Source organism: Acinetobacter terrae (assembly GCF_002135195.1).
GTDB classification, from domain to species: Bacteria; Pseudomonadota; Gammaproteobacteria; order Pseudomonadales; family Moraxellaceae; genus Acinetobacter; species Acinetobacter terrae.
This window is the reverse complement of the sequence record NZ_NEGF01000016.1, coordinates 60,144-83,986: the sequence shown is the minus strand read 5'-3', so window position 1 is coordinate 83,986 and position 23,843 is coordinate 60,144. Positions and strand designations below refer to the sequence as shown.

Sequence of the window (23,843 nt, the reverse complement as noted above, 5' to 3'; positions counted from 1 at the left end):
TGCAATTACTTTGGCGACTTACCGTGAACGCGGTAAAATCCGTGCGCTTGAAGACTTCCTAGATGCACGTTTGAACGTGTCTGAAATTGAAGGTCTTGAGCCATCTCCACCTCCTGCACGCGGTGCTCGTGATGGCGGCGGTCGTGATGGCGGTGGTCGTGGTCGTGGCGGTTTCGGCGGTGGTCGTGGTCGTGATGGCGGCGGTCGTAGCGGCGGCGGTTTCAGCGGTGGTCGTGATGGCGGTCGTGGCGGTGATCGTCCACAACGTAGCTTTGATGACAAACCACGTGGCGAACGTCCTTCTTATGGCGATGATCGTCCTAAGCGTGATTTCGGTGATCGTCCAGCTCCACGTCGTGAAGGCGGTTTTGGTGATCGTCCACAACGTTCTTTCGATGATCGTCCAAAACGTGATTTCGGTGATCGTCCAGCTCCAGCTCGTCGTGAAGGCGGTTTCGGTGATCGTCCAGCTCCAGCTCGTCGTGAAGGTGGTTTCGGTGATCGTCCACAACGTTCGTTTGATGATCGTCCAAAACGTGATTTCGGTGATCGTCCAGCTCCACGTCGTGAAGGTGGTTTCGGTGATCGTCCACAACGTTCGTTTGGTGACAAACCACGTTCGGCTGATGACAACCGTGGCAACCGTGTAGATTACAAGCCAGCTCGTGAAGGTGATCGTCCAGCTCCACGTCGTGATTTCGGTGATCGTCCAGCTCCACGTCGTGAAGGCGGTTTCGGTGATCGTCCACAACGTTCTTTCAGCGATGATCGTCCTAAGCGTACTTTCGGTGGTGAAGATCGTCCACGTCGTAGCTTTGATGACAAACCACGTGGCGAACGTCCAGCTTTTGCTGGCGAAGAACGTCCACGTCGTAAATTTAACGACTAATTTAATCGTTAGATTTAGATAGAAAAAACCGGTGGAAACACCGGTTTTTTTATGGATTAATCTTTGATCTTATAAGATAAAAATGTATACTCAATCATGTTTTGTTTTAAAATCGTTAAATATGAACAATGAATCTGCTCATTATAATTGGAATTTTAATCAAGAGGTGATTATGCCTTATATTGGTTTAGCCTTATTGTTATGCAACATTGGGTACTATATCTATAATTCTTTTCTGTAACACAGTGTCCTGTTTTTATACCTGTTTTTTATAAAAAATAGAATTACAATTAAATTCATTAGAAAATTCACTGGATTCGTTGCCTTTTATCTAAAAGTAACATTTTAAACTCTAATCCTTTATAGTATGCATGCTGAAAAAATGTAGGAAAACGCTCAGCTATGAATAATCAAATACCCTCTCAATCTCAGTCTCTGATTGAGATTAAAAATCTGAGCTTTAAACGAGGGGAACGCGTCATTTTCGATAATGTCAGTTTAAAGATTCGTCGTGGTCAGATTACTGCCATTATGGGGCCTTCAGGTACAGGTAAAACAACCTTGCTACGTCTGATTGGTGGGCAGCTCGTTCCAGACCACGGGCAAGTCTTATTGGATGGAAATGATATTGCGCATATGTCGCGCTCTGACCTGTTTGCGGCTCGGGCGCGTATGGGTATGCTATTCCAAAGTGGTGCTCTGTTTACCGATATGAGCGTCTATGAAAATGTGGCTTTTCCGTTACGTGCGCATACCCAACTCCCTGAACATCTCATTGCAGAACTGGTGGCACTTAAACTGGAAGCGGTGGGCTTACGCGGTACTGAAAAGTTTATGCCTGCAGAATTATCTGGAGGGATGAACCGTCGTGTCGCCTTGGCACGGGCCATTGCGCTTGATCCAGAGCTGATCATGTATGATGAACCATTTGCTGGACAAGATCCGATTGTGAAAGGAGTACTCACGCGTTTAATTCGAACCTTGCGTGAAGCACTGGATTTAACCACGATTATTGTCTCGCATGATGTGGGTGAAACCTTATCGATTGCCGATTACATCTATATTATCGCTGAAGGTGTCATTCAGGGTGAGGGAACCCCAGCTGAATTAAAACAACATGAATCGGCATTTGTCCGTCAGTTCTTAACCGGTGCTGCCGAAGGTCCTGTCGATTATCAGTTTAGTCATAAGGCTTATTTAAGTGATGAGGTGCGCTCATGAATGCTATTGCCTCATTAGGTAGACGCGTCATTGAACGTGTATGTGGCATCGGTGTGGCAACGGTGATGTTGCTACAAATCCTGTTTTCCATGCCGACCTGGCTCGGGGTCAAACTGTTTATTTACCAAATGTACCGTATTGGCGTGATGTCTTTATTGATTATTGCCGTATCAGGTTTGTTCATTGGTTTGGTGCTGGGCTTACAAGGCTATTCCATTTTGGTCAATATTGGCTCAGAAGCCATGCTCGGCACGATGGTGTCTTTAACGCTATTAAGAGAATTGGCTCCTGTAGTCGCTGCATTATTGTTTGCAGGGCGTGCCGGTTCAGCTTTAACGGCTGAAATTGGCTTGATGAAAGCGACAGAGCAATTGGCCAGTATGGAAATGATCGGTGTCGATCCGTTGAAACGTATCGTTTCCCCTCGTTTATGGGCAGGTATTGTTAGTCTGCCGATGTTATCGATCATTTTTGGTGCCATTGGCATCATGGGCGGTAAAATGGTGGGGGTCGATTTTTTAGGGGTAGATGAAGGTTCTTTCTGGAGTGGGATGCAAAATAGCGTGCAGTTCCATAAAGATATTTTCAACGGTACCATTATTAAAAGTCTAGTTTTTGCATTACTTTGTACCTGGATTGCGGTGTATCAGGGTTATACCTGTGTGCCGACTTCTGAAGGGATTGCAACATCGACTACGCGAACAGTAGTGTATTCCTCATTGTGTGTTTTAGGTTCTGATTTTGTGTTGACTGCGGTCATGTTTGGAGGTGTTTAATGAAATCACGTACAAGTGAGCTGACCGTAGGTATTTTTGTCATTCTTACCGGTATTGCATTATTTTTCTTGGCCATGAAAGTGAGTGGCTTGGTGGGAACCAACCTGCGTGATAGCTATGACATGACCGCAAGTTTTGACAATGTGAACGGTTTAAAACCGCGTGCAAAAGTCACCATGAGTGGGGTCACCATTGGTCGGGTAACTGATATTACCCTTGATCCGGTATCGCGCTTAGCTACAGTACATTTCGAATTGGATGGTAAGCTGACTTCATTTAATAAAGAACAGCTTAAAACGGTGGAAGCCAATGCTTTAGAAGAACTGCGCTATAGCACAGAATATACTGAAGCGGCGCCTGCGAAACAAAAAGAAATGGAAAAACAACTTTTGGATAACATGAGCTCCATCACCAGTATTGATGAAGATGCTTATATTATGGTCGCAACCAATGGATTATTGGGTGAAAAATACTTAAAAGTGGTGCCGGGCGGTGGTTTGAACTACGTGAAACGTGGAGAAAGTATTGCCAATACTCAAGGTACTATGGATCTTGAAGATTTAATTAGTAAGTTTATTACTGGTGGTGCAAGTAAATCATCGGCAAAAGCGGCAGATGCAAAGACATCGGGTGAATCAACTGATGCAGAAGCATCATTTGTTGAATAATTTGGAGAGGAAATTTTAGTGAATACTTTAGTTAAATACACACTTGCAGCTAGTGTTTTATCAACAATGATGGCGACTACTGCATTTGCAGCACCAGCAGAAGCACCTCCTGTTTTTGTTAAAAAAGTTGCAGATGGTCTGATTTCACGCTTAAAAGCGGATCATGCGAAATTGCAAAACAATCCAGCTGCAGTGAAAACTATTGTACGTCAAAATCTTGATCCATATATTGATTCACAATCATTTACCCGTATTGTGATGGGTACGTATGCGACCAATCAATACAGTACGGCTGCCCAGCGTGCTCAATTTGAACGTAACTTCCGTGAAACTTTAATTGAAAACTACGGTAGTGCATTTGCCAAGTTCTCAAATCAATCTTATAGCCTTCGTCCATACAAAGACACCAACAGTAAAAACCCTGTTGTGACGATGGACTTTAATAACAAAGGTGAAAAAATTCCTGTATCTTTCCAATTGGTGGATAAAGGCAATCAATGGAAAATCCGCAACATTAATGTTTCGGGCATTGATTTAGGTTTGCAGTTCCGTAATCAGTTTGCTTCAACCGTAAAACTGAATGGCGGTAACTTGGATAAAGCGATTGCAAACTTCCAGCCAGATGCAGATGCAGCTGTTAATAAAAAATAAATAAGTAGGTGTTCGGTGATTGAAGTCATTAATCAGGAATTACAGGTTTCTGGAAAAATAGATTATGTAAATGCTGAAAGCTATTACCAACAGGGTTTGAAACTGATTCAATCTCAAAATCAGTTTCCTGTAGTGGTGAATTTGGCGAAGCTGGAGCATGGTAATACCTTGGCTTTGGCAGTATTGGTTCGTTGGTTACGTCAAACGCCACAAGCCCAAGGTCTGCAGTTCAAGGCAGTTCCTGAAAAAATGATGAAAATCATTCAAGCCTGTCATTTGCAAAATGATCTGCAATTGATTGACTGAACACACACAATAAAAAAGCACCGAAAGGTGCTTTTTTATTTTCTGCAAATAGGCATTTATCAAATCGGGAGCGTTTCTTGCGCTTCGCTTTAAAAGCAGTGCTTTAAAGCTCGCTCAAATCCATTTTTTCCAGCGGAAATAAATCAATGGGCCAATAAAGAAAGCGACCAAAATAATACCGACCATAATGAAGCTGCTTGTTCCTCTGGCAAAAGGCAGTACATCGGTATTCATGCCATAAACACTGGCAACCAGCATCGGTGGAGCGAGCATGCTTGGCAAGATCGAGAATCGACGAATCGTGTCGTTCTGTTCAGTGTTAATGAATCCAGAGGTGGTATCCAGTAAGAATCGAACCTTTTGGAATAAGAACGCATCATGTTCAACAAGGGAACGCACGTCTTCACTGAGCTCTCGAATATCAGCATCGTAAATATGACTTCCCAAAGCGCGTGGGCGAGACAAGAAAGTCAGCACACGGCGTAAGTCAATTAAACACAATTGTGCTTTTCCAAGCATGTCTTCTAATTGTGCCAAGCGGGTAATCATGTCATCCAAATCGAGCATTTGCTCACGATGACGGTTATTCAAGACTTCAGTTGAATATTTTTCTAAATCTTTATGTACATCTTCCAGAATATCCGCAAGCTCATCCAGCTTGGCTTCAAGTAGACCCAGTAACACCCAGGTTGGGTCTTTATAGTCAATTTCGTAGTCATTACGACGCGCACGGGCACGAAAGGCGCGGAATGCAACCAGCTTTTCACCACGTAAAGTAAACAGATGTTGTTTGTGCAGAATAAAAGCAACAGTTTGTACGGTGGCTAAAATACTCGAATCGTCATCCGTTTCGCCATCGACCTGAAAGTTTTTATTTTTCGTTAAAAAGTAGGTACTGATATGTAAAATACCATCATCATCACGGTAAAATCGTGCTGATGAGGAAATGTCTTCTAATGATTTTAGCGTGGGTAAATTCTGTTCATAAGCATCTAATACCCATTGTTGTTCTTCTTGTGAGGGTGCAATTAAATCAATCCACACTAAATCTTGATGAAGATCGAAGCCCCCATTAATAGTGGCATCTTCCAAACTACCGCGCTCTGTGGCGTAAAAGGCTTCAAGCATGCTGTCTTTTCCCTGCGCAGTATAGGTTAATCGATGGGTGTATTTTAGACAAGGAATTGAATAAAAACACTGATTGAATCGCTTATTTGTTAAAAAATCTCCTGAAAATTTACTTTATTAGTATGACATCTTCAAAACATGGTGAAAAAATGACGAAATCGATAGCAATTTTTTGTGGTTCATCTGTGGGGACAGATTCCATTTTCTTGGACACTGCACAGAAAATGGGTCAAACAATTGCTCGGCAAGGCAAAACACTGGTGTATGGTGGTGGTCGTTCAGGTTTGATGGGGATTGTTGCGGATAGTGCTTTACAGGCGGGCGGTAAAGTTATAGGCGTGATTCCAAATGCATTGGTCGACCGCGAGCTTGCGCATCCACATTTAACGGAATTGCATGTTGTTGCGAATATGCATGAACGCAAGACCAAGATGTCGGAACTTTCTGATGCTTTTATTGCTTTACCGGGTGGTGCGGGAACCTTGGAAGAGATTTTTGAGCAGTGGACTTGGGCACAATTGGGTATTCATTTAAAGCCATGTGCATTTTTAAATGTGGCGGGTTTTTATGATGATTTGCTGAAATTTATCCATCTGACCACAGTGAAAGGTTTTACTCATCCACGTTTTTCTGACAGCATTATTGCCTCAGATTCTATCGAAGATATTTTACAGCAATTTGATGCTTTCCAAGCGCCACAACCGAAATGGGGCGTGGTTGATCAGCAAGCGTTGGTGGAATAAAGATGAAAGTGATTACTGTTGCTGCTGCGATTATTTTAAATGATGAACAACAGCTTTTAGTGGTTCGTAAGCGTCATACCTCATGTTTCATGCAGGTGGGCGGGAAGCTGGAACAGAATGAACCCTCTGAACACACCATGCTGCGTGAAATTCAGGAAGAAATTGGTTGTCAGGCATCGATTGAGCAATTTGTTGGTCGCTTTGAAACAGCCACAGCCAATGAGCCAGATCATTTATTGGTGAGCTATGTCTATGTGGTGACTTTGGATGATGCGCCAAAAATCGATGCAGAAATTGCAGAAATGAAATGGGTTGATTTAGATGATCAGCAAACTAAACTTGCACCCTTAACCACTGAAATTGTAATGCCGTGGGTGAAGCAATTTTTAATCGAAAGCTCTATCACCTAATTTGCTTAAAAAGAAAATAACTCCTTCTCTTGCGCCATATATGGCTCAGGGAGTGAGGGATTTATTCGACAAGGGGGAGGAAATCAGTATCCTTTATTTCCTAAAATGAGAGGAATATTTAAATCTCCGCACTTGCGACACATGCTGCATAAATTTTCTGACAACCGAGTTCCTCAAGCTTTTGTTTTAAAGCATAGATGGTACTGCCTGTGGTCACGACATCATCTAAAATAAGCACACGGCGATAACGAAGTTTGGATCTGGTATTGATCTGAAACTGTTGTTCAATATTATCAATCCGTTCTAATCGGCTTAAGCCTTTTTGTGAATGCTGTTGTAAGCGGGTGACGGGTTGCCATACTGGAATATTCAGTGCTTTGGCTATTATTTTAGCCAGTACTAAAGACTGGTTATAACCACGTTCTACCAGTCGTTTATTTGATATTGGCATTGGCACAATCGCTTGAATTTTGGGGAGGCGAAGTTCCAGTAAGGCGCCTGCAAGCAGGTTTTGAAAATGTAGGTGTTGTTCGTACTTAAATTTTTGAATAATGCGATCAATCGGGTAGTCATAATGACATGCCACCTGAATATCGATTTCCTGTCGCTGAACAGTACTTTTAGACCACGGCAATTGTTGCCAGCAATCTCTACAGAGTGAATTGTGTTGCTGTCGGTCGATTCCACAAAGTACGCAAGGCGAAATGCTTTGGATCGCTTTGTGCAGTAATGGATTAATGAATTGCAGCATGTTTTTATTCTTCTTTTATTTGGCGTTAATTTTGCACAGTTTGTATTTAGTTTCAACAATGGCAGCATCCATGCCGCCCACGCAATCATAACTACCTGACTAAGCGTATTATTTTATACTCATTATTAAATATATTTTTTAAATGACTCTCTACACATAAGCATACCGTGGGGCTTCAGGCAACCAGCGTTTTAATAAAGCCTTCGCATTCTCTGGATAATCTTTGAGAATTTGCTGTGCCACATAATGCGCTTGATTGAGTAAGTGGTCATCTCGTTCAAGTTTGGCAACCCGAAAACCCATATCACCGGTTTGTTTGGTGCCGAGCAGTTCACCCGGACCGCGAATTTCCAGATCTTTTTCTGCAATCACAAAACCATCATTACTTTCACGCAAAATGCGTAAGCGTTCCTGTCCATTTTGTGACAGCGGGCTTTTATAAAGCAGGGCACAGAAACTGGCGGTTGCGCCACGTCCAACGCGCCCACGCAATTGATGTAATTGTGATAAACCTAGGCGTTCAGCATTTTCAATCACCATAATCGAGGCATTTGGAACATCAACACCTACTTCAATTACTGTGGTGGCAATTAGCAGTTGCAGCTGATTGTCTTTAAATTGTTGCATCACTGACTGTTTTTCATCGGCTTTCATTTTGCCGTGTACCAAGCCAGTATTTAGATGAGGAAAGCGTTCTTTGATTTCCTGAAACGTCGCTTCAGCCGCTTGAGCATCCAAGGTTTCCGATTGTTCCACTAGCGTACACACCCAATAAGCCTGCTTGCCTTCAGCACAGTTGGTAGCAATTCGGGCTAACACTTCTTCACGACGGTCTAAAGGAATGGTCACGGTTTGAATCGGGGTACGACCCGGAGGAAGTTCATCAATCACCGAAGTATCCAAATCACCATAAGCCGACATCGCGAGCGTACGTGGAATAGGTGTAGCCGTCATGACCAGTTGATGCGGTGTCATGCCATTTAAGCCTTTGTTACGTAATGCCAAACGTTGATCCACTCCAAAACGATGCTGTTCATCAATAATCACCAAACCCAGTTTGGCGAATTCGACATTTTCCTGAAACAGGGCATGGGTACCGACCACTAAATTTGCGGTGCCTTGTTTAATACCTTGTTCTGCTGCTGCGCGCGCTTTACCTTTTTGTTTCCCTGAAAGCCAGGAAACATTAAGCCCTAAGGGTTCAAACCATTTTTTAAAATTTAAATAATGCTGTTCAGCCAAGATCTCAGTCGGTGCCATCAGCGCTACTTGCCAGCCTTCTTCTAGGGCATGACACGCTGCGACTCCTGCAACCAGAGTTTTACCTGCACCGACATCCCCCTGAACTAAACGTAGCATCGGTTTGTTTTGTTTTAAATCCTGAATAATTTCTTTGGATACGCGTTTTTGCGCACCGGTCAGGCTAAAGGGCAAACTGCCTAATAATTGTTTGGCAAAATTTTTACTTGGTGAAAAAGAAGGGGCTTCAATTTGCTGAATATAAGCACGGCGTGAAAGTAAACTAATCTGATGCGCGACCAATTCTTCAAAGATTAAGCGTTGTTGAGCAGGGTGTGAGCCTTGTGCTAGTTGCAACATATTGGCATTCAGTGGCGGCTCATGAATATATTCCAGGGCCTGTTTCAGCGCATAACCATTGGTGAATTTTTCTGGCAATAATTCAGGCAGGTCATCACTATGCTGTTTCAGTGCCTGTTTGACATAGTCACGGATTTTGGCTTGGGTTAAACCCTCAGTAGCCGGATAAATGGCGGTCAGTTCAGTTTTGGGTAAGGGTGTATGTTCGGTAATCAGCTGGATTTCAGGATGATACATTTCCAAACCACGCGCACCGACACGGACTTCACCAAATATTCGCAGTTGATTGCCTATTTTGGCGCGATCGGTCAAGGCTTTATAGACATGGTAAAAACGCAAGGTGACTTTGCCAAAATCATCCTCTAATAGCACCGCCATCGATTTGCGCTTACCCGGTGGAAAATCCACACCTTTGACCACGCCTTCTAGCAAATAGCTGCGCCCCACGGTCAATTGGTTCATGGGGATGATCGTGCTACGATCTTCATAATCACGCGGCAGATGAAACAGTAGATCATCTGTGCTGAAAATATTCAGTTTTTCCAGTAAAGCAGCAGAGGCGTTTCCAACCCCTTGCAATTGATGGACTGCGGCCATTTACCCTCAACTTCGGTTATGTAATCAGGTGTTTAATGCATATATTATTTATTGGTTATGGTAAAACATCTCAGCGCGTTGCTAAACAATTATTTGAGCAAGGCCACCAAATTACCACAATTAGCCAAAGTCCGAAAACGGATCAATTTGCGACGCATCTGATTCAGGATGTTCATCAGTTGGATTTAACGCATGTTGCAGCCATCGATTGGGTTTATGTTTTGCTATCCCCCTCGCAAAGCGCTGTAGAGGGGTATCAACAGACTTATGTCGATTCTGTTGCTCCCATTGTAGCAGCGTTAAAACAGCATCCGGTTCAAAAGATTGTGGTTGTGTCATCCACTCGTGTGTACGGTGAAAATAAGGGTGAGCGTATTGATGATGAGTCATTCATTCAACCCATTGATGAGCAGGGCAGATTGTTGCTAAAAATGGAACAGCTTTATCAGCAGGCTTTTCCGAAACAATGCATCGTAATTCGCCCAACAGGCATTTATGGCACATCAGTTGCCCGAATGATCAAACTGGCTGAAATCACCAAAAGCTATCCCAAAGTTCATTATAGCAATCGTATTCACATCGATGATCTGGCCCGATTCCTTGCGAAATTGATTCACGTGGAACATCCAGAAAATTCGTATATTGTTGGCAATAATCAGCCGGTCCCTTTGCATGAAACGATTCAATGGTTTCAACGGCAGTTGCATTTACCTGAACTGGTTTTAGAAAGTAAACAACTGTCAGGAAAAAGGATTTATGCAACTCGAATAGAGGAAACAGGATTTGAGTTGGAACATAAAGATTGTTTTGGGGATTATTTGAAGATGCTAGAAAAAATATAAGAAAGTCCCCCTCCTTTTTAAAGGAGGGGTTAGGGGAGGATTAAAATTAAAACCTTTCTCTGATGAAATGATATTTCTCATCCTGCAATTGAAGGATGAGAAGAGGCTAAATTAAAACCCTCATCCCAACCTTCTCCCAGAGGGAGAAGGGGCTTAAACAAAATTATTTCTTTTTACGCTTCAAACGACGTTTCGCTTGTTGAGCAGCAACTGCATCCAATGCTTCTTTCAACTCTTCATCGCTGAAGGTTGTAATATGCTGAAGCATTTGTAAAGTTACATCATCAAGAACTAGGTTGGCGTACTGCGCCACATTTTGGAAGTTCTCGTCAAACACAATGGCGTTGTCTTCGTTGTTACGAATATAGCCTTGTTGAGTCAGTACCTTAATAAAGCTTTGGAACAGGGCTTTATCAAAGAATTCAGGTGAATTGAATTCATACAATACAGACAAACGTTGACCGACCAAATGACTGAGTTCTTCAACCTGACGGGTCGAAATGTTGCCTGAACCACGCTGAGTGATCAGGGCTAAAGTCATGTAATAACGCTCAAGACTTTGCATCACCGGGGCAGCAAGCACCACCAGCTGGTTATGATCTTCCGAGTTTGGTGCTGGAGATTCTAGGTTGCCGTCAGCATCTTCAGAGATCAATTTAGCCTTAATTAATGCTTCAACATAGGCGCAGATTTGATCTTTTAGCTCATCATCTTGCCATTTCAAGAACAATTCAGCTTTCAAGAATGGATAGAGCGTGCGAATCACATTGATCAAATCGCCACGACGGATTGAACCGTTATGTTCAACCAAGGCAGCAATTAAAGACGGCAATACAAAGGCATGCAGAATGTTATTGCGGAAGTAAGTCAGTAAAACGGCTTGATTGTCTTCAATGGCAATAATATCGCCTAACACATGTTTGATGCGTTTAATCAGTTTCAGTTTTAGACCGTAGGCAATAATTTCTTTGCCTGAAAGCGGCGTGACTTGTGTACGTGCATCGTAAGGTAAGGCAGCGACCAGATTACGGTATGCATCGAGCTGTTTGATGCAGATCTCTTCATCTAAGGTATGCTTTGGTGTTGCCAGTAGAATCAGAGAAAGCAGTGAAACAGGGTTAATTACCACAGCACGGTTAATATTTTCTAAAATCGCATGGGCAGAACTGTTGACTGCATCCGACACTTCTTGCGGAACTGGATCATCATTCTTTTCAATCTTGATTTGATCTGCGCCGTGTTTTTTCAGCATGTCATCTAAAAACACCGGTTCGCCAAAGTTCACATGCACTTTACCGAAAATACGCTCGATTTTACGCAAGGTTTTTAAAATGCCCACAATCGATTCAGACTCTTTCGGCTTGCCTTGCATTTCACCGACATAGGTTGAACCTTCCATCAGGCGTTCATAACCGATATAAGTCGGCAAAAACACGATGGGTTTTGATCGACCGCGTAAATGACTATGTACGGTCATCGCGAGCATGCCGGTTTTCGGTGGCAGCAAACGCCCTGTACGTGAACGACCGCCTTCAATAAAGTATTCAAGTGGCGTGTTACGCGACAAAATGCTGTACAGATATTCTTTGAATACAGTGGTATACAAGCCATTACCACGGAAAGTACGACGAATAAAGAATGCACCGCCACCACGGAGTAATTGACCCACAAACGGCATATTCAGGTTATCACCTGCAGCAATGTACGGCACCATCATGCCACGCTTATAAATCACATAAGACAGCAATAAGTAGTCGATGTGACTGCGGTGGCAAGGGGTGTAGATGATCTCGTAGTCTTTGGCAAGTTCGCGTACCGTACTGAAGTTATGCACTTCTACGCCGTCATAAAGCTGCGTCCATAAACGGGTCAGCGCCATATCGGCAAAATGCACTGCAGAATGTGAATAATCAGAAACAATTTCGTTTAAATAACCAATTGCACGACGTTCAGATTCAATCATGCTGACTTTGCTGCGGATGCTTTCACGGCGAATCGCTTCTTGCACATCCGTAGATTTGATCAGTGAATGCATCACATTGCGGCGGTCTGACAGGTCAGGCCCGAGTACAACTTCGCGCTGACCATCTAGGTATTTATTCAGCGTATTTAGAATGTAAGTTGCTGGCGATAAGTTGGGATGGGTCTTTTTAGCAAAATCGATCAGCGTACGTAAGGATTGCCCTTGATGGAATTCCAAATAAGACTGACGACCATGCAAGCCAATATTCACCAATTGCTTGATTGTACCCGGAGTCGCCCAAGTATCAGTAAACAGCAGCTTGAACCAGGAATCTTCTTTATCTGGCGAGCGTCCCCACAGCACAGTCACAGGAATCAGTTCGATATCTACTTCAGGATGATTTTCTAAAATATCAATTAAACGGAGTAAACGTGGCGGAAAAGCATGTGGTGGTGGATTAAGTAAATTATTTTCATTGTGATGCTGTAAGAATAGTACCGATGCTTTCTCTTTCTGATTCCCGACCACTAATGGATTTAAGGCTGGTGAAAGTTTGAGACGTCGTGTTTCACCATCGACAATCAGTGCATTGCTACGCGAGTAATTTTGTAAAACATAGCAGATCATTTTTTGCTTGATCGGTTGATCTGTTTCTGCATTTGCTTCTGTAGTTGTCGGTTCAGTAGGAACCTCACCAAGAACATGTGGGGTTACCACGAGGTCAAGCAGCTTACTGGAAAGCTGACGATACATTTGACCAAAGCCACTCTTGGACATATACACTCCTACTTAAATGACCGAAACCACAGATTTTCTGAGGGGGGAAATTGTTTTGCATCATTGTAATTTAAAACAGTATGTCATTTTCTGACAAAATTCATATTGAGTGTTAAATTTTATCGTTAAAAATCGTATTTTTAGCCGATCTGAGCTAAAAATAATGTGACACAGCAGTCAGCCTAACTCTAGGGTTTTAATCTGGATTTGTGGCAAAATAGCTGCAATAGCTTATCTGATTGATTTAAATTTTTCGCCTACATTTCAGGTATCCCACATCAAAATAGGTCGCTTATGAATGCGTTAACCCAAGAATTGGTTGAATTACTTAGCCTTGAAAAAATTGAAGAAAATGTCTACCGAGGTATCAGCCGCAACCTGGTCGGAAAACGTGTCTTTGGTGGTCAGGTTTTGGGGCAGGCATTACGCGCGGCATCCTATACAACTGATCGTCCTGCACATTCATTGCATGCTTATTTCTTGTATGGGGGCGATGTCAACGCACCTATTTTATATCAAGTCGATCGTTTGCGTGATGGGAAAAGCTTTGTCAGTCGCCAGGTTCGTGCCATTCAACATGGTCGCACCATTTTTACCGCGATGATTTCTTTTGCTCATCCAGAAGAAGGTTTAAATTACCAAATTAGTGAACCTGAATATCCAGCTCCAGAAGAAGTGAAATCTGAAGCTGAATTAAAGAAAATGTTTGTGGAATTTGTGCCGGAAAATGTGCGTGCCAGTTTTATGCGCGATCGTCACATTGATATCCGTCCGATTGATCCAAGCAATCCATTTCAGCCGCAGCCTGAAGCGCCATCCTATGCGCACTATTTACGCACGCATGATCAAATTGCGCCAGAGGTTGATGAGATTTCTTTACATCAAGCCATTGCAGCATTTTATTCAGATTTTACCTTAATGACCACGGCACTTCGCCCGCATGGTTTAAGTTATTTATCGCCAAGTTTGCAATGTGCCAGTATTGACCATGCCATGTATTTCCATAAGCCATTCCGTGTGGATGACTGGATGTTGTACGATATGGATGCAACCGTGAGTGCAAGTTCACGTGGCCTGAACTTCGGTCGCATGTGGCAAAACGGTGAGCTGGTGTGTAGTACCACCCAAGAAGGTTTAATTCGTATCCGTGAAATTGAAACCCAATAAGGCATCAAGTTTTACTTTTAAAAACCGGGCATAGCGTCCGGTTTTTTTATGACAGTGCTTTAGTGACAGCGGGGAATGTCTTCCGATACATCTTTATGGCAGCCATGATTTGAATGGGCAAAAGTCTGCCCAATGCTTAAAAGGAGTGCGGTGATGAGGATTATTTTTTTCATAGGTAGACTCTTTTAATTATTGGTAGATTAGTTGTAATTCAAAAGCAGATTTTATGCCATTTATTTAGTAAGTCGTTAATGATTCAGACAAAGTGTAAATCATGCTTTTACCTATTTATGCTGAACTTGTGACAAAAAATTCCTCGATTCTAAAAATAGGGCATGGCATAGTGCCTGCAAGACTTAACAATAAAAGCATGCAGAGATGAGCTTAAACACCCAAATTTTGATTGCTGCGATTTTAGGCGTGGCTTTCGGTTTTATCCTGAATCTTTATCCCAATACCCCATTTTTTGATGCCAGTTTGTATGGTTTGGGAATTGCCAGCAGTATTTTTATTGGCTTGTTAAAGATGCTTTTAATTCCCCTGATTTTTAGTTCAATTGTAGTTGGGGTATCCAACTTGCAATCGGGTGGGCAATTAGGCAAAGTCTGGAAAATTACTTTAGCCTGCTGCGTGACCACCACGACCTTGGCGTTAATTCTCGGAATCAGTTCTGCGCATTTGTTTGATGTGGGCAAGGGTGTAGACATCGCCATGTTTCAGGATGCGATGAATACCCATCAAACCCCGGATACCTTAACGCCCACCTCATTTTTGACTAATTTTATTCAAAATACCTTAATCAATCCTTTTAAAGCATTTTCTGAAGGCAATGTCCTTGCTGTAGTGCTGTTTGCTTTATTTTTTGGCGTGGCTTTGGTGCATGGCGGTGAACGTTTTAAAACCGTACGTCAAGTCAGCCAGCAGTTTTTTGATATGATGATGTTTATGATCATCTGGGTGATGCGACTGGCGCCGATAGGTATTTTTGCCTTACTGGCGAAACTCATTTCAACGGAAGATATTTCTGTACTGAATCGTCTGATTGAATTTGCTGTTGTGGTGACGGGAACCACCATTTTCCACGGCGCTGTGGTTTTACCGCTATTACTGTGGATTTTCGGCAAGATGAATCCGCTGACCTTTTTTAAAGGGGCACGTAGCGCACTGATTACGGCTTTTGCCACCAGTTCCAGTTCTGCGACCATGCCACTGTCCATGAAGTGTGCCCAGGAAAACTTGGGTGTACGTCCAGCAACAGCAGGTTTTGTGATCCCCCTGGGAACTCAACTGAACATGGATGGAACCGCTCTGTATGAAGCTGCCGCGGCTTTATTTATTGCCAACCTGATGGGCCTGGATTTAACGATTGGTCAGCAGCTGATTGTTTGCATGACAGCAATGATTGCGTCGCTCGGTGCACCGGGTATTCCAAGCGCAGGCATGGTGACCATGATTATGGTGTTGCAATCGGTAGGTTTACCGGCGGAAGCGATTGCCATTTTATTGCCGATTGACCGTTTACTGGATACGGTGCGTACTGTGGTCAATGTGCAAGGCGATATGATGATTAGTGTGGTGGTCGATCGTCATACCCGTGATGATGAAATTACCACTTAATCATTTTCCCAACATGGATTCCATACCACTTCCCATAAATGTCCATTGGGATCTTGAAAATAACCTGCATATCCGCCGTAAAACGTGGCTTGTGCAGGTTTGATAATTTGAGCACCTGCCCGAGCTGCTTGCGCCATCACCTGATCAACTTCTAATGGACTAAAAACGTTATGCCCAAGAGTCATTTGAGTCGGACACATTGGAGTCAGTTCCAGACCCGTGTCATGCTGAATACTTTGCTGTGGCCATAAGGCGAGTTTTACATCCGACTGTAGTTCTATAAAAGCGACTGCACCATATTCATAGTCTTGACCCAAAATACCTTCGCTATGTAAGCCTAAACCTTCACAATAAAACTTCAGTGACTGCTCTAAATCCTTGACGGCAAGCGTGATGACAGAAATATAGGGTTTCATCTTTTATCCTTATGTTTTTCTTATCTGGATTTATTGTAGTGCAAATAAAAGCAGGGCATAAAGCCCTACTGTTTGGAATTTGTGAGATTGATTCAAGCGACTTTCAGGACTGCTCGTTTTGCAGCAGGGGAATTGTTCAAATACGCAATTGCATCTTCAGTTTTGGCTTCATGCACTGGATCGTACCAAGGCATTAAATATGCCAGTTGTTGTGAAACCAGCCAGAGTGGATTCGGCATTAAGCGATTATCTTTTTGTGAAATGCGATACCATTCACGCCAAATCCACGGTTTAAACACGTTGGGGCGAACAGATTTAAAACGTTCATCTTGCCTCATAATATGTGCTGCACCATCGACCCATAAGCCAAGTACACCTGCAATCACCACCACACTTAAGTAATAACGTGCAATATAGCCACCATCAAGATGACGATATAAATCAAATGCCACGGTACGGTGTTCTATTTCTTCTGCGCCGTGCCATTTCACCAAGTCGAGCATGGCTGGATCGGCACCGAGTTGCTGCCAATATTGGTTATACAACACATATTTTCCGAGCACGCAGGTCATATGCTCAACCGTGGCAATAATGCCGAGACGAAATAAGTCCCACTGATGTTCTAGTGATTTCGGTACGCTTAAACCGAGAGGTTGGTCTGCGAGTAACTTGCCGAACAGAAAATCCATGAGCTGAAGATTGCGTTGCACATCAATATTGCGCACGGTGAGATATTCTATATTTGCTGAAGCGTGTGCCTGTGCATGCATGGCTTCCTGACGAATAAAAGCTGACATCTTGCTTGAGTTTTTCATCACTAATTTGCGGCAAAACTTTGTTATACAGGCGACAGAACCAGAATTCGCCGGCAGGTAAAATCATATTAATTTCGTTGACGAAATAACTGACAAAGGGATGATTCGGAATCCAGTCGACAGGTGTTTGTTGCCATTCGAATTTGACTTTACGTGGTTTGATTTGGTACTGAATTGAAGAGCCAATTTTAGACTTTTTCAATAACGATAAAAGCTTCATCATCCTGTCCTTGTTTTGTCAGTGATCAAGATCACATTGACTTAGAATCAGTATAAAAAAATGCCCTCAATTGTGATTAGCAATAGAGGACATTCAAATATCAATAGATGATGAATTTTGTCAGACAACCGGTATTAATCAGCTTGTCTGCTTTCATCGGTGGCATCTTCGGCAATTTCGATCTCTGCCTCATCATCAGCATCCATCGATTCTAATGGTTCATCCAGATCGTCGACATCAGCTTCAGGAATGCTATCTAAATCGAATTTAGTCGATTGTTCCAGGGTAAAGTTCAGGCGACCGGCCATCACGCTGGCAAGTTCTTCCAAACCTTGTTTGTTCATTGATGAGAACAGCTGAATCGAGAATTGAAGTTTCATTTTTCTCAATTGTTGTTGCACTTCTTGCAGCACTTTTGATGCAGGGCCACGGTTCAATTTGTCTGATTTGGTCAATAACACATGGACAAACAATTTACGTGAATAGGCCCATTCCAGCATCATCACATCAAAGTGTTGCAGTGGATGGCGAATGTCCATCAATAGCACCAAACCTTGCAGGCTTTGGCGATGAATCAAATAGTTTTCAAGTTCTTTTTGCCAAACCAGTTTCATTGCTTCAGGTACGGCTGCATAACCATAACCCGGTAAATCGACCAGACGCTGGTCAGGGTTACCCAAGCTAAAGAAGTTGATCATTTGGGTACGACCCGGCTTTTTCGATGCACGTGCCAATTGCTTTTGATTGGTTAAAGCATTAATTGCACTGGATTTACCTGCATTTGAACGGCCGGCAAAAGCAATTTCATAGCCTGTATCTTCTACACAAAGATTGAGCTTTGGCGCACTCATTAAGAATTCAGCTTTGCGTAACCAGTTGAGTGAACGCACAGAATATTCAGTAATGGCAGAATCAACTTTTTTCTCATAGCTGATCTTTTGCTTAGGCGCATTCGCTATCTTACTGTTTTTGGATTTTCCTCTGCTGTGGTGCATAACTCAACTTCAATAAATGATCTACAAAGAAACATTATAAAGGAAGTCGTCTAGGCAAGCGACCTTTGCATTTTGAAAGCAGTAAAACTTCGGCTGATGATTTAAAGATTAATCAGCGAAATGGGGGATGAGGTGGCGACTTTGCTGGAACTGCTTTGATCGAGCACATCGACTAAACGATAGTGATTTAAGGATTGATAAAACTGTTCAAGTGCTTGATCTAGAATACCTTTAAGACCACAGTTGCTGCGCAGTACGCAGGGTGGGGTATTGCATTCCACAATCTGGTTATTGCCTTGCAGGATACGGACAATGTGACCCAGATTTAAATTTAAAGTTTCTGCATTTAAGCGAATCCCACCGCCTTTTCCGCGTGTGGTAATGATCCAATCCTGTTTTCCCATGAAATGGACAATTTTAACCAGATGGTTTTGAGAGACATGCAAATCCCGTGCAATTTCTGCAATGGTATAAGGGGTGTCTCTGGGTCTGGAGATGTACATCAATAGACGCAAGGCATAATCAGTAAATTTATTGAGTTGCATGGAGTCTTTAAAAGGTGGGGAAAGATATATAGATAGCGTAGCTTGAAAGTCCCCCGAAAGGAACTTTCAATAACAAGCAATTAATTATTTATTAAGCATTTAGCCTTTAACGGGCGCAGAAACCTGAACCACATCACCTGCTTTGTAGTTTTCAAGCAAGATGTTGGCAACAGAATATTCTGTATGATTTACTTCAGGTTTTACATCAAAAATAAATTGATCTGCAGATTGGGCTTCAGCAAACGTAAATTGTTGTGGCTGTTGAATGTCATGTCCAGGCACTTGAACTTTCACAGAAATATAGCTTCCTGCTTCAGCACCAACCACTGGCTGACCATCTTGTGCTTTTAAAGTAAAACGTTTACCGCTGTCAGTTGCTTCAACTGCGGCAACTTCAAAGGCACGCCATCCAGCCCAACCACCATTTTGTGCAGCCAGGTTTTCATATTTCTGTTTTTCTACCCCAGCCAAGATGCCTGCCAATTGCATATAAGCTTCTTTCCAGGCAGCAATCAGGTCAGATTCGAAAGGTACATTTAAAACTTCGCTAATTGAATGCAATAGGTTGTCACCCACAATGGCATATTGATCGGGTTGGATATCAAGGCTGACATGCTTAGTTGTAATGTGCTCGATTGCTTTAGCCAATACGCTTGGATTTTCAATATGTTCTGCATAAGCCAATACTGCAGCAGCCAAGGCACGTGGCTGACGACCGCTAGTTTGGTGATCTAGGTTGAATACATTTTTTAATTCTGGATTGTTATTCAGCATGCGGTTGTAAAAATAGCTGGTCAGTGCAACACCATTTTCACGAAGGACAGGGACAGTTGATTTAACAAGTTCAATATGTTGTGGAGTCATGGCTAGAACATCTGTATTGTGGCTATAAGATATATTTAAAATACATCTTATAAAATCGGTTGTAAATACATCTTTTAGAAAAACCCTAAAATTATTATGGGATATCTGAATATCCCATAATTTTAAAAATCTTGATAGGAATAAAAAGAGTTATTTTCTGCCGAAAAGAGAGCCGAGTAAGCCACGGACAATTTTCTGTCCGGTGCTGCCACCTAAACTGCGTGCCGCACTTTTCGCAAATGTCCCGACAATGTCTTGGGTCATTTTTTCACGTTGTTTCGATGCGCGTTCAGCTTCTTTCTCTTGTTCACGAGCAATACGCTCTTGTTCGCGGGATTGCTGCTTTTTAAATGCTTCCTGCTCTTTGGCTAAGGCTTCTTGTTGTTTGGCTTGCTGTTTCGCTGTTTCCTCGACAACTGCCTGTTGCCGACGTTGGGCGACTTTTTGCTGCAACATTTCATAAGCACTTTCGCGGTCAACAGGTTGCTCATAAACACCGGCAACAATACTTTGCTTCATCAGTATTTTGCGTTCATCTAAGCTAATCGGGCTAAATGAAGAGTAGGGCGGCATCACCCAGCCACGTTCTACAATTTGTGGAATGCCTTTTTCATCCAGACAGCTAATTAAAGCTTCACCAACACCCAGTTCGGTAATGGCTTGATCGACTTTAAATTCAGAGTTGGCGCGGAAGGTATCTGCTGCTGTTTTTACCGCTTTTTGATCTTTTGGGGTGAATGCACGTAAGGCATGCTGGACGCGGTTACCAAGTTGTCCGAGTACGCTTTCAGGCAAGTCGAGTGGATTTTGAGTGACAAAGTAAATCCCTACGCCTTTGGAACGAATCAAACGCACCACCTGTTCAATTTTTTCTTGTAGCGCTACGCTGGCATTATCAAACAATAAATGCGCTTCATCAAAGAAGAACACCAGTTTGGGCTTATCCATATCGCCCACTTCTGGCAATTGTTCAAATAGTTCCGATAACATCCAGAGCAAGAAGGTGGCATACAGTTTAGGGGTGTTCATCAACTTGTCAGCTGCCAATATATTGATATAACCACGACCTTGGCTATCCGTCTGAATAAAATCCAGGATATTTAAACTGGGCTCACCAAAAAATTGATCACCGCCTTGGTCTGCAAGTGCCAATAAATTACGTTGAATAGCCCCCAGACTGGCAGGAGAAAGGTTGCCGTATTCCGCCTGAAATTCCGCAGCATGTTCAGATACATAGGTAATAATTGATTTTAAATCCTTGAAATCAATCAATAGTAGGCCTTGATCATCTGCGATGCGAAAAACCGCTGAAAGTACGCCTTCTTGGGTATCATTCAGATTGAGCATTTGCGCTAATAATAACGGTCCTATTTCCGAAACTGTGGTACGAATCGGATGACCTTGTTCTCCAAATAAATCCCAAAATACTACTGGTGATGCAGCAAACGGAATGGATTCAATATTTAAGACTTTTAGACGTTCATCAAATTTAGGATTGCTTGAGCCAGCTTTGGCCAGACTGGAAACATCGCCTTTGGCATCGGCTAAAAATACGGGCACACCAATTCGGGAAAAGTTTTCAGCCAGCACTTTTAAGGTGACCGTTTTCCCCGTTCCAGTTGCACCTGCAATTAAGCCATGACGGTTGGCGAACTGTGAATGTAAAACAATCTCTTGTTGTGTATTTGAGGTTTTCTTGGCAATAACGATAGGTGTACCCATATGTGTTCCTATTTTATGTTCTTGTGTCTGAAGTTATTCGAGTTGTGGCGTATTCAATTGTTTTAACGCGTTTTCTATATCTTGTATCAAATCGCTCGGATGTTCTAGCCCTATACAAAAGCGAACCAATAAACCTTGTTGTAAATGTGTAGTTTCCAAAACACGCATATCTTTTAAGTTGTATAGCATGACTAGGCTGACAGGACCACCCCAGCTAAAACCCAGCTTAAACAGTTGTAAGGCATCACAGAATTTGCGGATATCTGCAAGCGTATATTCGGGTTTAAAAATAATGCTAACCAAGCCGGCACTGTGACCTGTGGTGCAAATTTCTTTCCAATAATCATGACCAGCAGATGATTCATCGGCAGGATGTAGCACTTGAACAAATTCTTTTTGCTTTTTAAGCCAATTTAGCAGTTTTAAAGTGCTTTGTGACTGATGTTGATAACGCACTTGCATTGAAGCAAGGCTACGTTGAACTTGCGCAGCATCATCACCTGAAACGGAGATGCCTTGGATGGCATGTATACGGAACAGTTTGTGATGTAGCTTCTGATCACGTGTCACCACCGAACCCATCAAGATATCGCCGCCACCGCTTGGATATTTCGTCAGCGCATGCACGGTGAGATCAACACTTAAATGCTGGTCAGAAAAATCAAAGGCATTAAAGGCAAGGCCGGCACCCCAGGTATTATCCAGTGCAGTCAAGACATTGGCTTGTTTGGCTTTATTGACGAGACTCACTAAGTTGGGGAATTCTAAAGTGACTGAGCCTGCAGCTTCTAACCAGATCAGTTTGGCTTTATTTGTGGGTTGAAAACTATCCACATCTATTGCATTGTAAACCTTAACTGTAATGCCGTAACGCGTTTCCAGATTGCGCAAATGTTCCATGTTTGGCCCATAGATGTTGTCTGCAACCCAAACTTCATCTCCGTGTGCCAAAAAGCATGAATTCACCAGGTTGATGGCAGACAAACCACTGGGTGCCAGCAGGCAATATTCACCTCCTTCAATTTGAGCAATGTTGTCGCCTAAGGTGAAAGTTGTCGGTGTGCCGTGGGTGCCATAACTATAGTCATAGGCATCTGTCCAATGGCGATTAAACAGTGCATCTGTGTCTTCAAAAATAATGGTCGATGCACGAAACAGGGGAGGTTGAACCGTAGAAATGTATTGCGGGGCTTTTCGTGGTGCATGAATAAGTTCTGTTTGTGGATTTTTTTTCAAGGTTCTGCTCTAAGTCGTATCAAAATTAGCCTTAGCTTAAGAGAAACTCTCACATTAGGCTATATAAATGCCCGAATGTATAGAAACGTTAATCTGCACATAAAGTTGGCTTCATTTTTGCTAAACCTATATCAGAACACAACAATAGGTGGGAGCGCATGAAGTCGCATTTAAAAGTACATTATTTTCAGCATATTGCTGGTGAAGGGTTCGGCAGTTGTTATCCGTTTTTAAAACAGCACCATGCTAAAATTAGTGCAACGGAGTTTTTTGCATTACCTGTAGACCGTCCTTTGGATATTGAAGCTTTGCCTCACGTGGAAGATGTCGATTTACTCATTATTATGGGTGGACCGATGAGTGTGAACGATGAAGCAAATTTTCCCTGGTTGAAGGTGGAAAAACGCTGGTTGCGACGTTATTTGTCGATGGGTAAACCTGCAATCGGTTTGTGTTTGGGGGGGCAACTCATCGCTAATGCATTGGGTGCAGCAGTCCGCCGCAATGAAAAACAAGAACGAGGTTGGAGTGGGGTGCGCAAAGTGAATCATGTGCCTGAAGAGTGTTTTGAATTACCTGATCAATTTAATGTGATGCAATGGCATAGCGAAACCTTTGAAATTCCGAAAGGGGCGATTCATTTAGCGGAAAATGAGGTTTGTCGAAACCAAATGTATCAAATCGGAAAAAATGTCTTGGGATTCCAATTTCATCCAGAAATTACCCCGGAGGCATTAAAGCTGTTTTTGGAAAATGATGAAGAGCTGGTAAATTTTTCAGGAGAATATGTGCAATCTGAACAACAACTAAAAAAGTCGACAAAAAGCAATTTTATTCAAGGAAATCAAATATTAAACCAAGCGATAGAGTACGTTTTGCAAAAAACCGCACGCTGATTTATTTTTAAACAATGTTACAAATTTGC

Annotated in this window: 21 protein-coding genes and 2 pseudogenes; 12 read left to right on the top strand and 11 right to left on the bottom strand. The window is 42.7% G+C overall.

What is annotated here, in order from left to right; translation table 11 throughout:
- The 6 genes and pseudogenes from B9T23_RS15275 to B9T23_RS15250 all read left to right on the top strand — a co-directional run.
- Positions 1-889 (top strand): annotated as a pseudogene (locus B9T23_RS15275) (DEAD/DEAH box helicase); the annotation flags it as partial.
- A 402-nt stretch (positions 890-1,291) separates the two neighbouring features.
- Entirely contained in the window at positions 1,292-2,110 is an 819-nt protein-coding gene (locus B9T23_RS15270) for an ABC transporter ATP-binding protein (protein WP_086194679.1), read from the top strand.
- On the top strand, positions 2,107-2,886 hold the full coding sequence (mlaE, locus tag B9T23_RS15265; RefSeq protein ID WP_067726697.1) for a lipid asymmetry maintenance ABC transporter permease subunit MlaE: 780 nt from the start codon (positions 2,107-2,109) through the stop codon (positions 2,884-2,886). The genes B9T23_RS15270 and mlaE overlap by 4 nt, the downstream gene beginning before the upstream one ends.
- Positions 2,886-3,554 (top strand): outer membrane lipid asymmetry maintenance protein MlaD, encoded by a 669-nt coding sequence (gene mlaD, locus B9T23_RS15260; RefSeq protein WP_086194678.1) that lies wholly within the window; start codon positions 2,886-2,888, stop codon positions 3,552-3,554. Before mlaE ends, mlaD begins: the two co-directional genes overlap by 1 nt.
- A gap of 18 nt (positions 3,555-3,572) precedes the next feature.
- Positions 3,573-4,205, top strand: coding sequence for an MlaC/ttg2D family ABC transporter substrate-binding protein (locus tag B9T23_RS15255; RefSeq protein ID WP_086194677.1), 633 nt, complete (start codon positions 3,573-3,575; stop codon positions 4,203-4,205).
- A gap of 15 nt (positions 4,206-4,220) precedes the next feature.
- Positions 4,221-4,511, top strand: a complete 291-nt coding sequence (locus tag B9T23_RS15250) for an STAS domain-containing protein (RefSeq protein WP_086194676.1) — start codon at positions 4,221-4,223, stop codon at positions 4,509-4,511.
- A gap of 114 nt (positions 4,512-4,625) precedes the next feature.
- Here B9T23_RS15250 and B9T23_RS15245 read toward each other — a convergent pair whose 3' ends face one another.
- Positions 4,626-5,639: a CorA family divalent cation transporter gene (locus B9T23_RS15245; RefSeq protein WP_067726691.1), complete on the bottom strand. Its 1,014-nt coding sequence runs from the start codon at positions 5,637-5,639 to the stop codon at positions 4,626-4,628.
- A 149-nt stretch (positions 5,640-5,788) separates the two neighbouring features.
- Between B9T23_RS15245 and B9T23_RS15240 the strand changes: the two genes are divergently transcribed.
- Positions 5,789-6,382 carry an LOG family protein gene (locus B9T23_RS15240; protein ID WP_067726927.1) on the top strand — a complete coding sequence of 198 codons (594 nt, stop codon included), beginning with the start codon at positions 5,789-5,791 and terminating at the stop codon, positions 6,380-6,382.
- Between the two features lie 2 nt (positions 6,383-6,384).
- On the top strand, positions 6,385-6,792 hold the full coding sequence (locus tag B9T23_RS15235) for an NUDIX hydrolase (RefSeq protein WP_086194675.1): 408 nt from the start codon (positions 6,385-6,387) through the stop codon (positions 6,790-6,792).
- A 118-nt stretch (positions 6,793-6,910) separates the two neighbouring features.
- Here B9T23_RS15235 and B9T23_RS15230 read toward each other — a convergent pair whose 3' ends face one another.
- A complete protein-coding gene (locus B9T23_RS15230; protein ID WP_086194674.1) occupies positions 6,911-7,543 on the bottom strand; it encodes a ComF family protein in 633 nt (210 codons plus the stop codon).
- Positions 7,544-7,693: 150 nt separating this feature from the next.
- Positions 7,694-9,739, bottom strand: a complete 2,046-nt coding sequence (gene recG / locus B9T23_RS15225) for an ATP-dependent DNA helicase RecG (protein WP_086194673.1) — start codon at positions 9,737-9,739, stop codon at positions 7,694-7,696.
- Between the two features lie 35 nt (positions 9,740-9,774).
- On the opposite strand from recG, the gene B9T23_RS15220 reads away from it, so the two are divergent.
- Positions 9,775-10,581 (top strand): NAD(P)H-binding protein, encoded by an 807-nt coding sequence (locus B9T23_RS15220; protein WP_086194672.1) that lies wholly within the window; start codon positions 9,775-9,777, stop codon positions 10,579-10,581.
- A 163-nt stretch (positions 10,582-10,744) separates the two neighbouring features.
- Here B9T23_RS15220 and plsB read toward each other — a convergent pair whose 3' ends face one another.
- Entirely contained in the window at positions 10,745-13,321 is a 2,577-nt protein-coding gene (plsB, locus tag B9T23_RS15215; RefSeq protein ID WP_086194671.1) for a glycerol-3-phosphate 1-O-acyltransferase PlsB, read from the bottom strand.
- Between the two features lie 294 nt (positions 13,322-13,615).
- Between plsB and B9T23_RS15210 the strand changes: the two genes are divergently transcribed.
- Positions 13,616-14,488: an acyl-CoA thioesterase gene (locus B9T23_RS15210; RefSeq protein ID WP_086194670.1), complete on the top strand. Its 873-nt coding sequence runs from the start codon at positions 13,616-13,618 to the stop codon at positions 14,486-14,488.
- 378 nt (positions 14,489-14,866) lie between these two features.
- Entirely contained in the window at positions 14,867-16,105 is a 1,239-nt protein-coding gene (locus B9T23_RS15205; protein ID WP_086194669.1) for a dicarboxylate/amino acid:cation symporter, read from the top strand.
- On the opposite strand, the gene B9T23_RS15200 is transcribed toward B9T23_RS15205, so the two are convergent.
- From B9T23_RS15200 to B9T23_RS15170, 7 genes and pseudogenes are all read right to left on the bottom strand, one after another.
- Positions 16,102-16,521 (bottom strand): VOC family protein, encoded by a 420-nt coding sequence (locus tag B9T23_RS15200; RefSeq protein ID WP_086194668.1) that lies wholly within the window; start codon positions 16,519-16,521, stop codon positions 16,102-16,104. The genes B9T23_RS15205 and B9T23_RS15200 overlap by 4 nt on opposite strands.
- A 92-nt stretch (positions 16,522-16,613) precedes the next feature.
- A pseudogene (locus B9T23_RS15195) lies at positions 16,614-17,556 on the bottom strand (metal-dependent hydrolase).
- A 134-nt stretch (positions 17,557-17,690) separates the two neighbouring features.
- Positions 17,691-18,551 carry a ribosome biogenesis GTP-binding protein YihA/YsxC gene (yihA, locus tag B9T23_RS15190; RefSeq protein WP_086194667.1) on the bottom strand — a complete coding sequence of 287 codons (861 nt, stop codon included), beginning with the start codon at positions 18,549-18,551 and terminating at the stop codon, positions 17,691-17,693.
- A gap of 101 nt (positions 18,552-18,652) precedes the next feature.
- Positions 18,653-19,096 carry an RrF2 family transcriptional regulator gene (locus B9T23_RS15185; protein WP_086194666.1) on the bottom strand — a complete coding sequence of 148 codons (444 nt, stop codon included), beginning with the start codon at positions 19,094-19,096 and terminating at the stop codon, positions 18,653-18,655.
- 99 nt (positions 19,097-19,195) lie between these two features.
- Positions 19,196-19,960 carry a globin domain-containing protein gene (locus B9T23_RS15180; RefSeq protein WP_086194665.1) on the bottom strand — a complete coding sequence of 255 codons (765 nt, stop codon included), beginning with the start codon at positions 19,958-19,960 and terminating at the stop codon, positions 19,196-19,198.
- Between the two features lie 150 nt (positions 19,961-20,110).
- Complete coding sequence (locus tag B9T23_RS15175; RefSeq protein WP_086194664.1) at positions 20,111-21,682, bottom strand: helicase HerA-like domain-containing protein; 1,572 nt, start codon at positions 21,680-21,682, stop codon at positions 20,111-20,113.
- Between the two features lie 33 nt (positions 21,683-21,715).
- The gene (locus tag B9T23_RS15170) at positions 21,716-22,918 is read right to left on the bottom strand and encodes a PLP-dependent transferase (protein WP_086194663.1); all 1,203 of its coding nucleotides are present in this window, start codon (positions 22,916-22,918) and stop codon (positions 21,716-21,718) included.
- A 158-nt stretch (positions 22,919-23,076) separates the two neighbouring features.
- On the opposite strand from B9T23_RS15170, the gene B9T23_RS15165 reads away from it, so the two are divergent.
- Entirely contained in the window at positions 23,077-23,814 is a 738-nt protein-coding gene (locus B9T23_RS15165) for a type 1 glutamine amidotransferase (RefSeq protein WP_086194662.1), read from the top strand.
- Positions 23,815-23,843: the final 29 nt, after the last annotated feature.

What these genes read in the sequence shown, in the direction of transcription:
- B9T23_RS15185 (WP_086194666.1), bottom strand. Translation starts at nt 19,096, where the DNA reads ATGCAACTCAATAAATTTACTGATTATGCCTTGCGTCTATTGATGTAC.
- B9T23_RS15175 (WP_086194664.1), bottom strand. Translation starts at nt 21,682, where the DNA reads ATGGGTACACCTATCGTTATTGCCAAGAAAACCTCAAATACACAACAA.
- B9T23_RS15270 (WP_086194679.1), top strand. Translation starts at nt 1,292, where the DNA reads ATGAATAATCAAATACCCTCTCAATCTCAGTCTCTGATTGAGATTAAA.
- B9T23_RS15180 (WP_086194665.1), bottom strand. Translation starts at nt 19,960, where the DNA reads ATGACTCCACAACATATTGAACTTGTTAAATCAACTGTCCCTGTCCTT.
- mlaE (WP_067726697.1), top strand. Translation starts at nt 2,107, where the DNA reads ATGAATGCTATTGCCTCATTAGGTAGACGCGTCATTGAACGTGTATGT.
- B9T23_RS15240 (WP_067726927.1), top strand. Translation starts at nt 5,789, where the DNA reads ATGACGAAATCGATAGCAATTTTTTGTGGTTCATCTGTGGGGACAGAT.
- B9T23_RS15235 (WP_086194675.1), top strand. Translation starts at nt 6,385, where the DNA reads ATGAAAGTGATTACTGTTGCTGCTGCGATTATTTTAAATGATGAACAA.
- B9T23_RS15200 (WP_086194668.1), bottom strand. Translation starts at nt 16,521, where the DNA reads ATGAAACCCTATATTTCTGTCATCACGCTTGCCGTCAAGGATTTAGAG.
- mlaD (WP_086194678.1), top strand. Translation starts at nt 2,886, where the DNA reads ATGAAATCACGTACAAGTGAGCTGACCGTAGGTATTTTTGTCATTCTT.
- B9T23_RS15205 (WP_086194669.1), top strand. Translation starts at nt 14,867, where the DNA reads ATGAGCTTAAACACCCAAATTTTGATTGCTGCGATTTTAGGCGTGGCT.
- B9T23_RS15245 (WP_067726691.1), bottom strand. Translation starts at nt 5,639, where the DNA reads ATGCTTGAAGCCTTTTACGCCACAGAGCGCGGTAGTTTGGAAGATGCC.
- B9T23_RS15210 (WP_086194670.1), top strand. Translation starts at nt 13,616, where the DNA reads ATGAATGCGTTAACCCAAGAATTGGTTGAATTACTTAGCCTTGAAAAA.
- yihA (WP_086194667.1), bottom strand. Translation starts at nt 18,551, where the DNA reads ATGCACCACAGCAGAGGAAAATCCAAAAACAGTAAGATAGCGAATGCG.
- B9T23_RS15230 (WP_086194674.1), bottom strand. Translation starts at nt 7,543, where the DNA reads ATGCTGCAATTCATTAATCCATTACTGCACAAAGCGATCCAAAGCATT.
- B9T23_RS15220 (WP_086194672.1), top strand. Translation starts at nt 9,775, where the DNA reads ATGCATATATTATTTATTGGTTATGGTAAAACATCTCAGCGCGTTGCT.
- plsB (WP_086194671.1), bottom strand. Translation starts at nt 13,321, where the DNA reads ATGTCCAAGAGTGGCTTTGGTCAAATGTATCGTCAGCTTTCCAGTAAG.
- B9T23_RS15165 (WP_086194662.1), top strand. Translation starts at nt 23,077, where the DNA reads ATGAAGTCGCATTTAAAAGTACATTATTTTCAGCATATTGCTGGTGAA.
- recG (WP_086194673.1), bottom strand. Translation starts at nt 9,739, where the DNA reads ATGGCCGCAGTCCATCAATTGCAAGGGGTTGGAAACGCCTCTGCTGCT.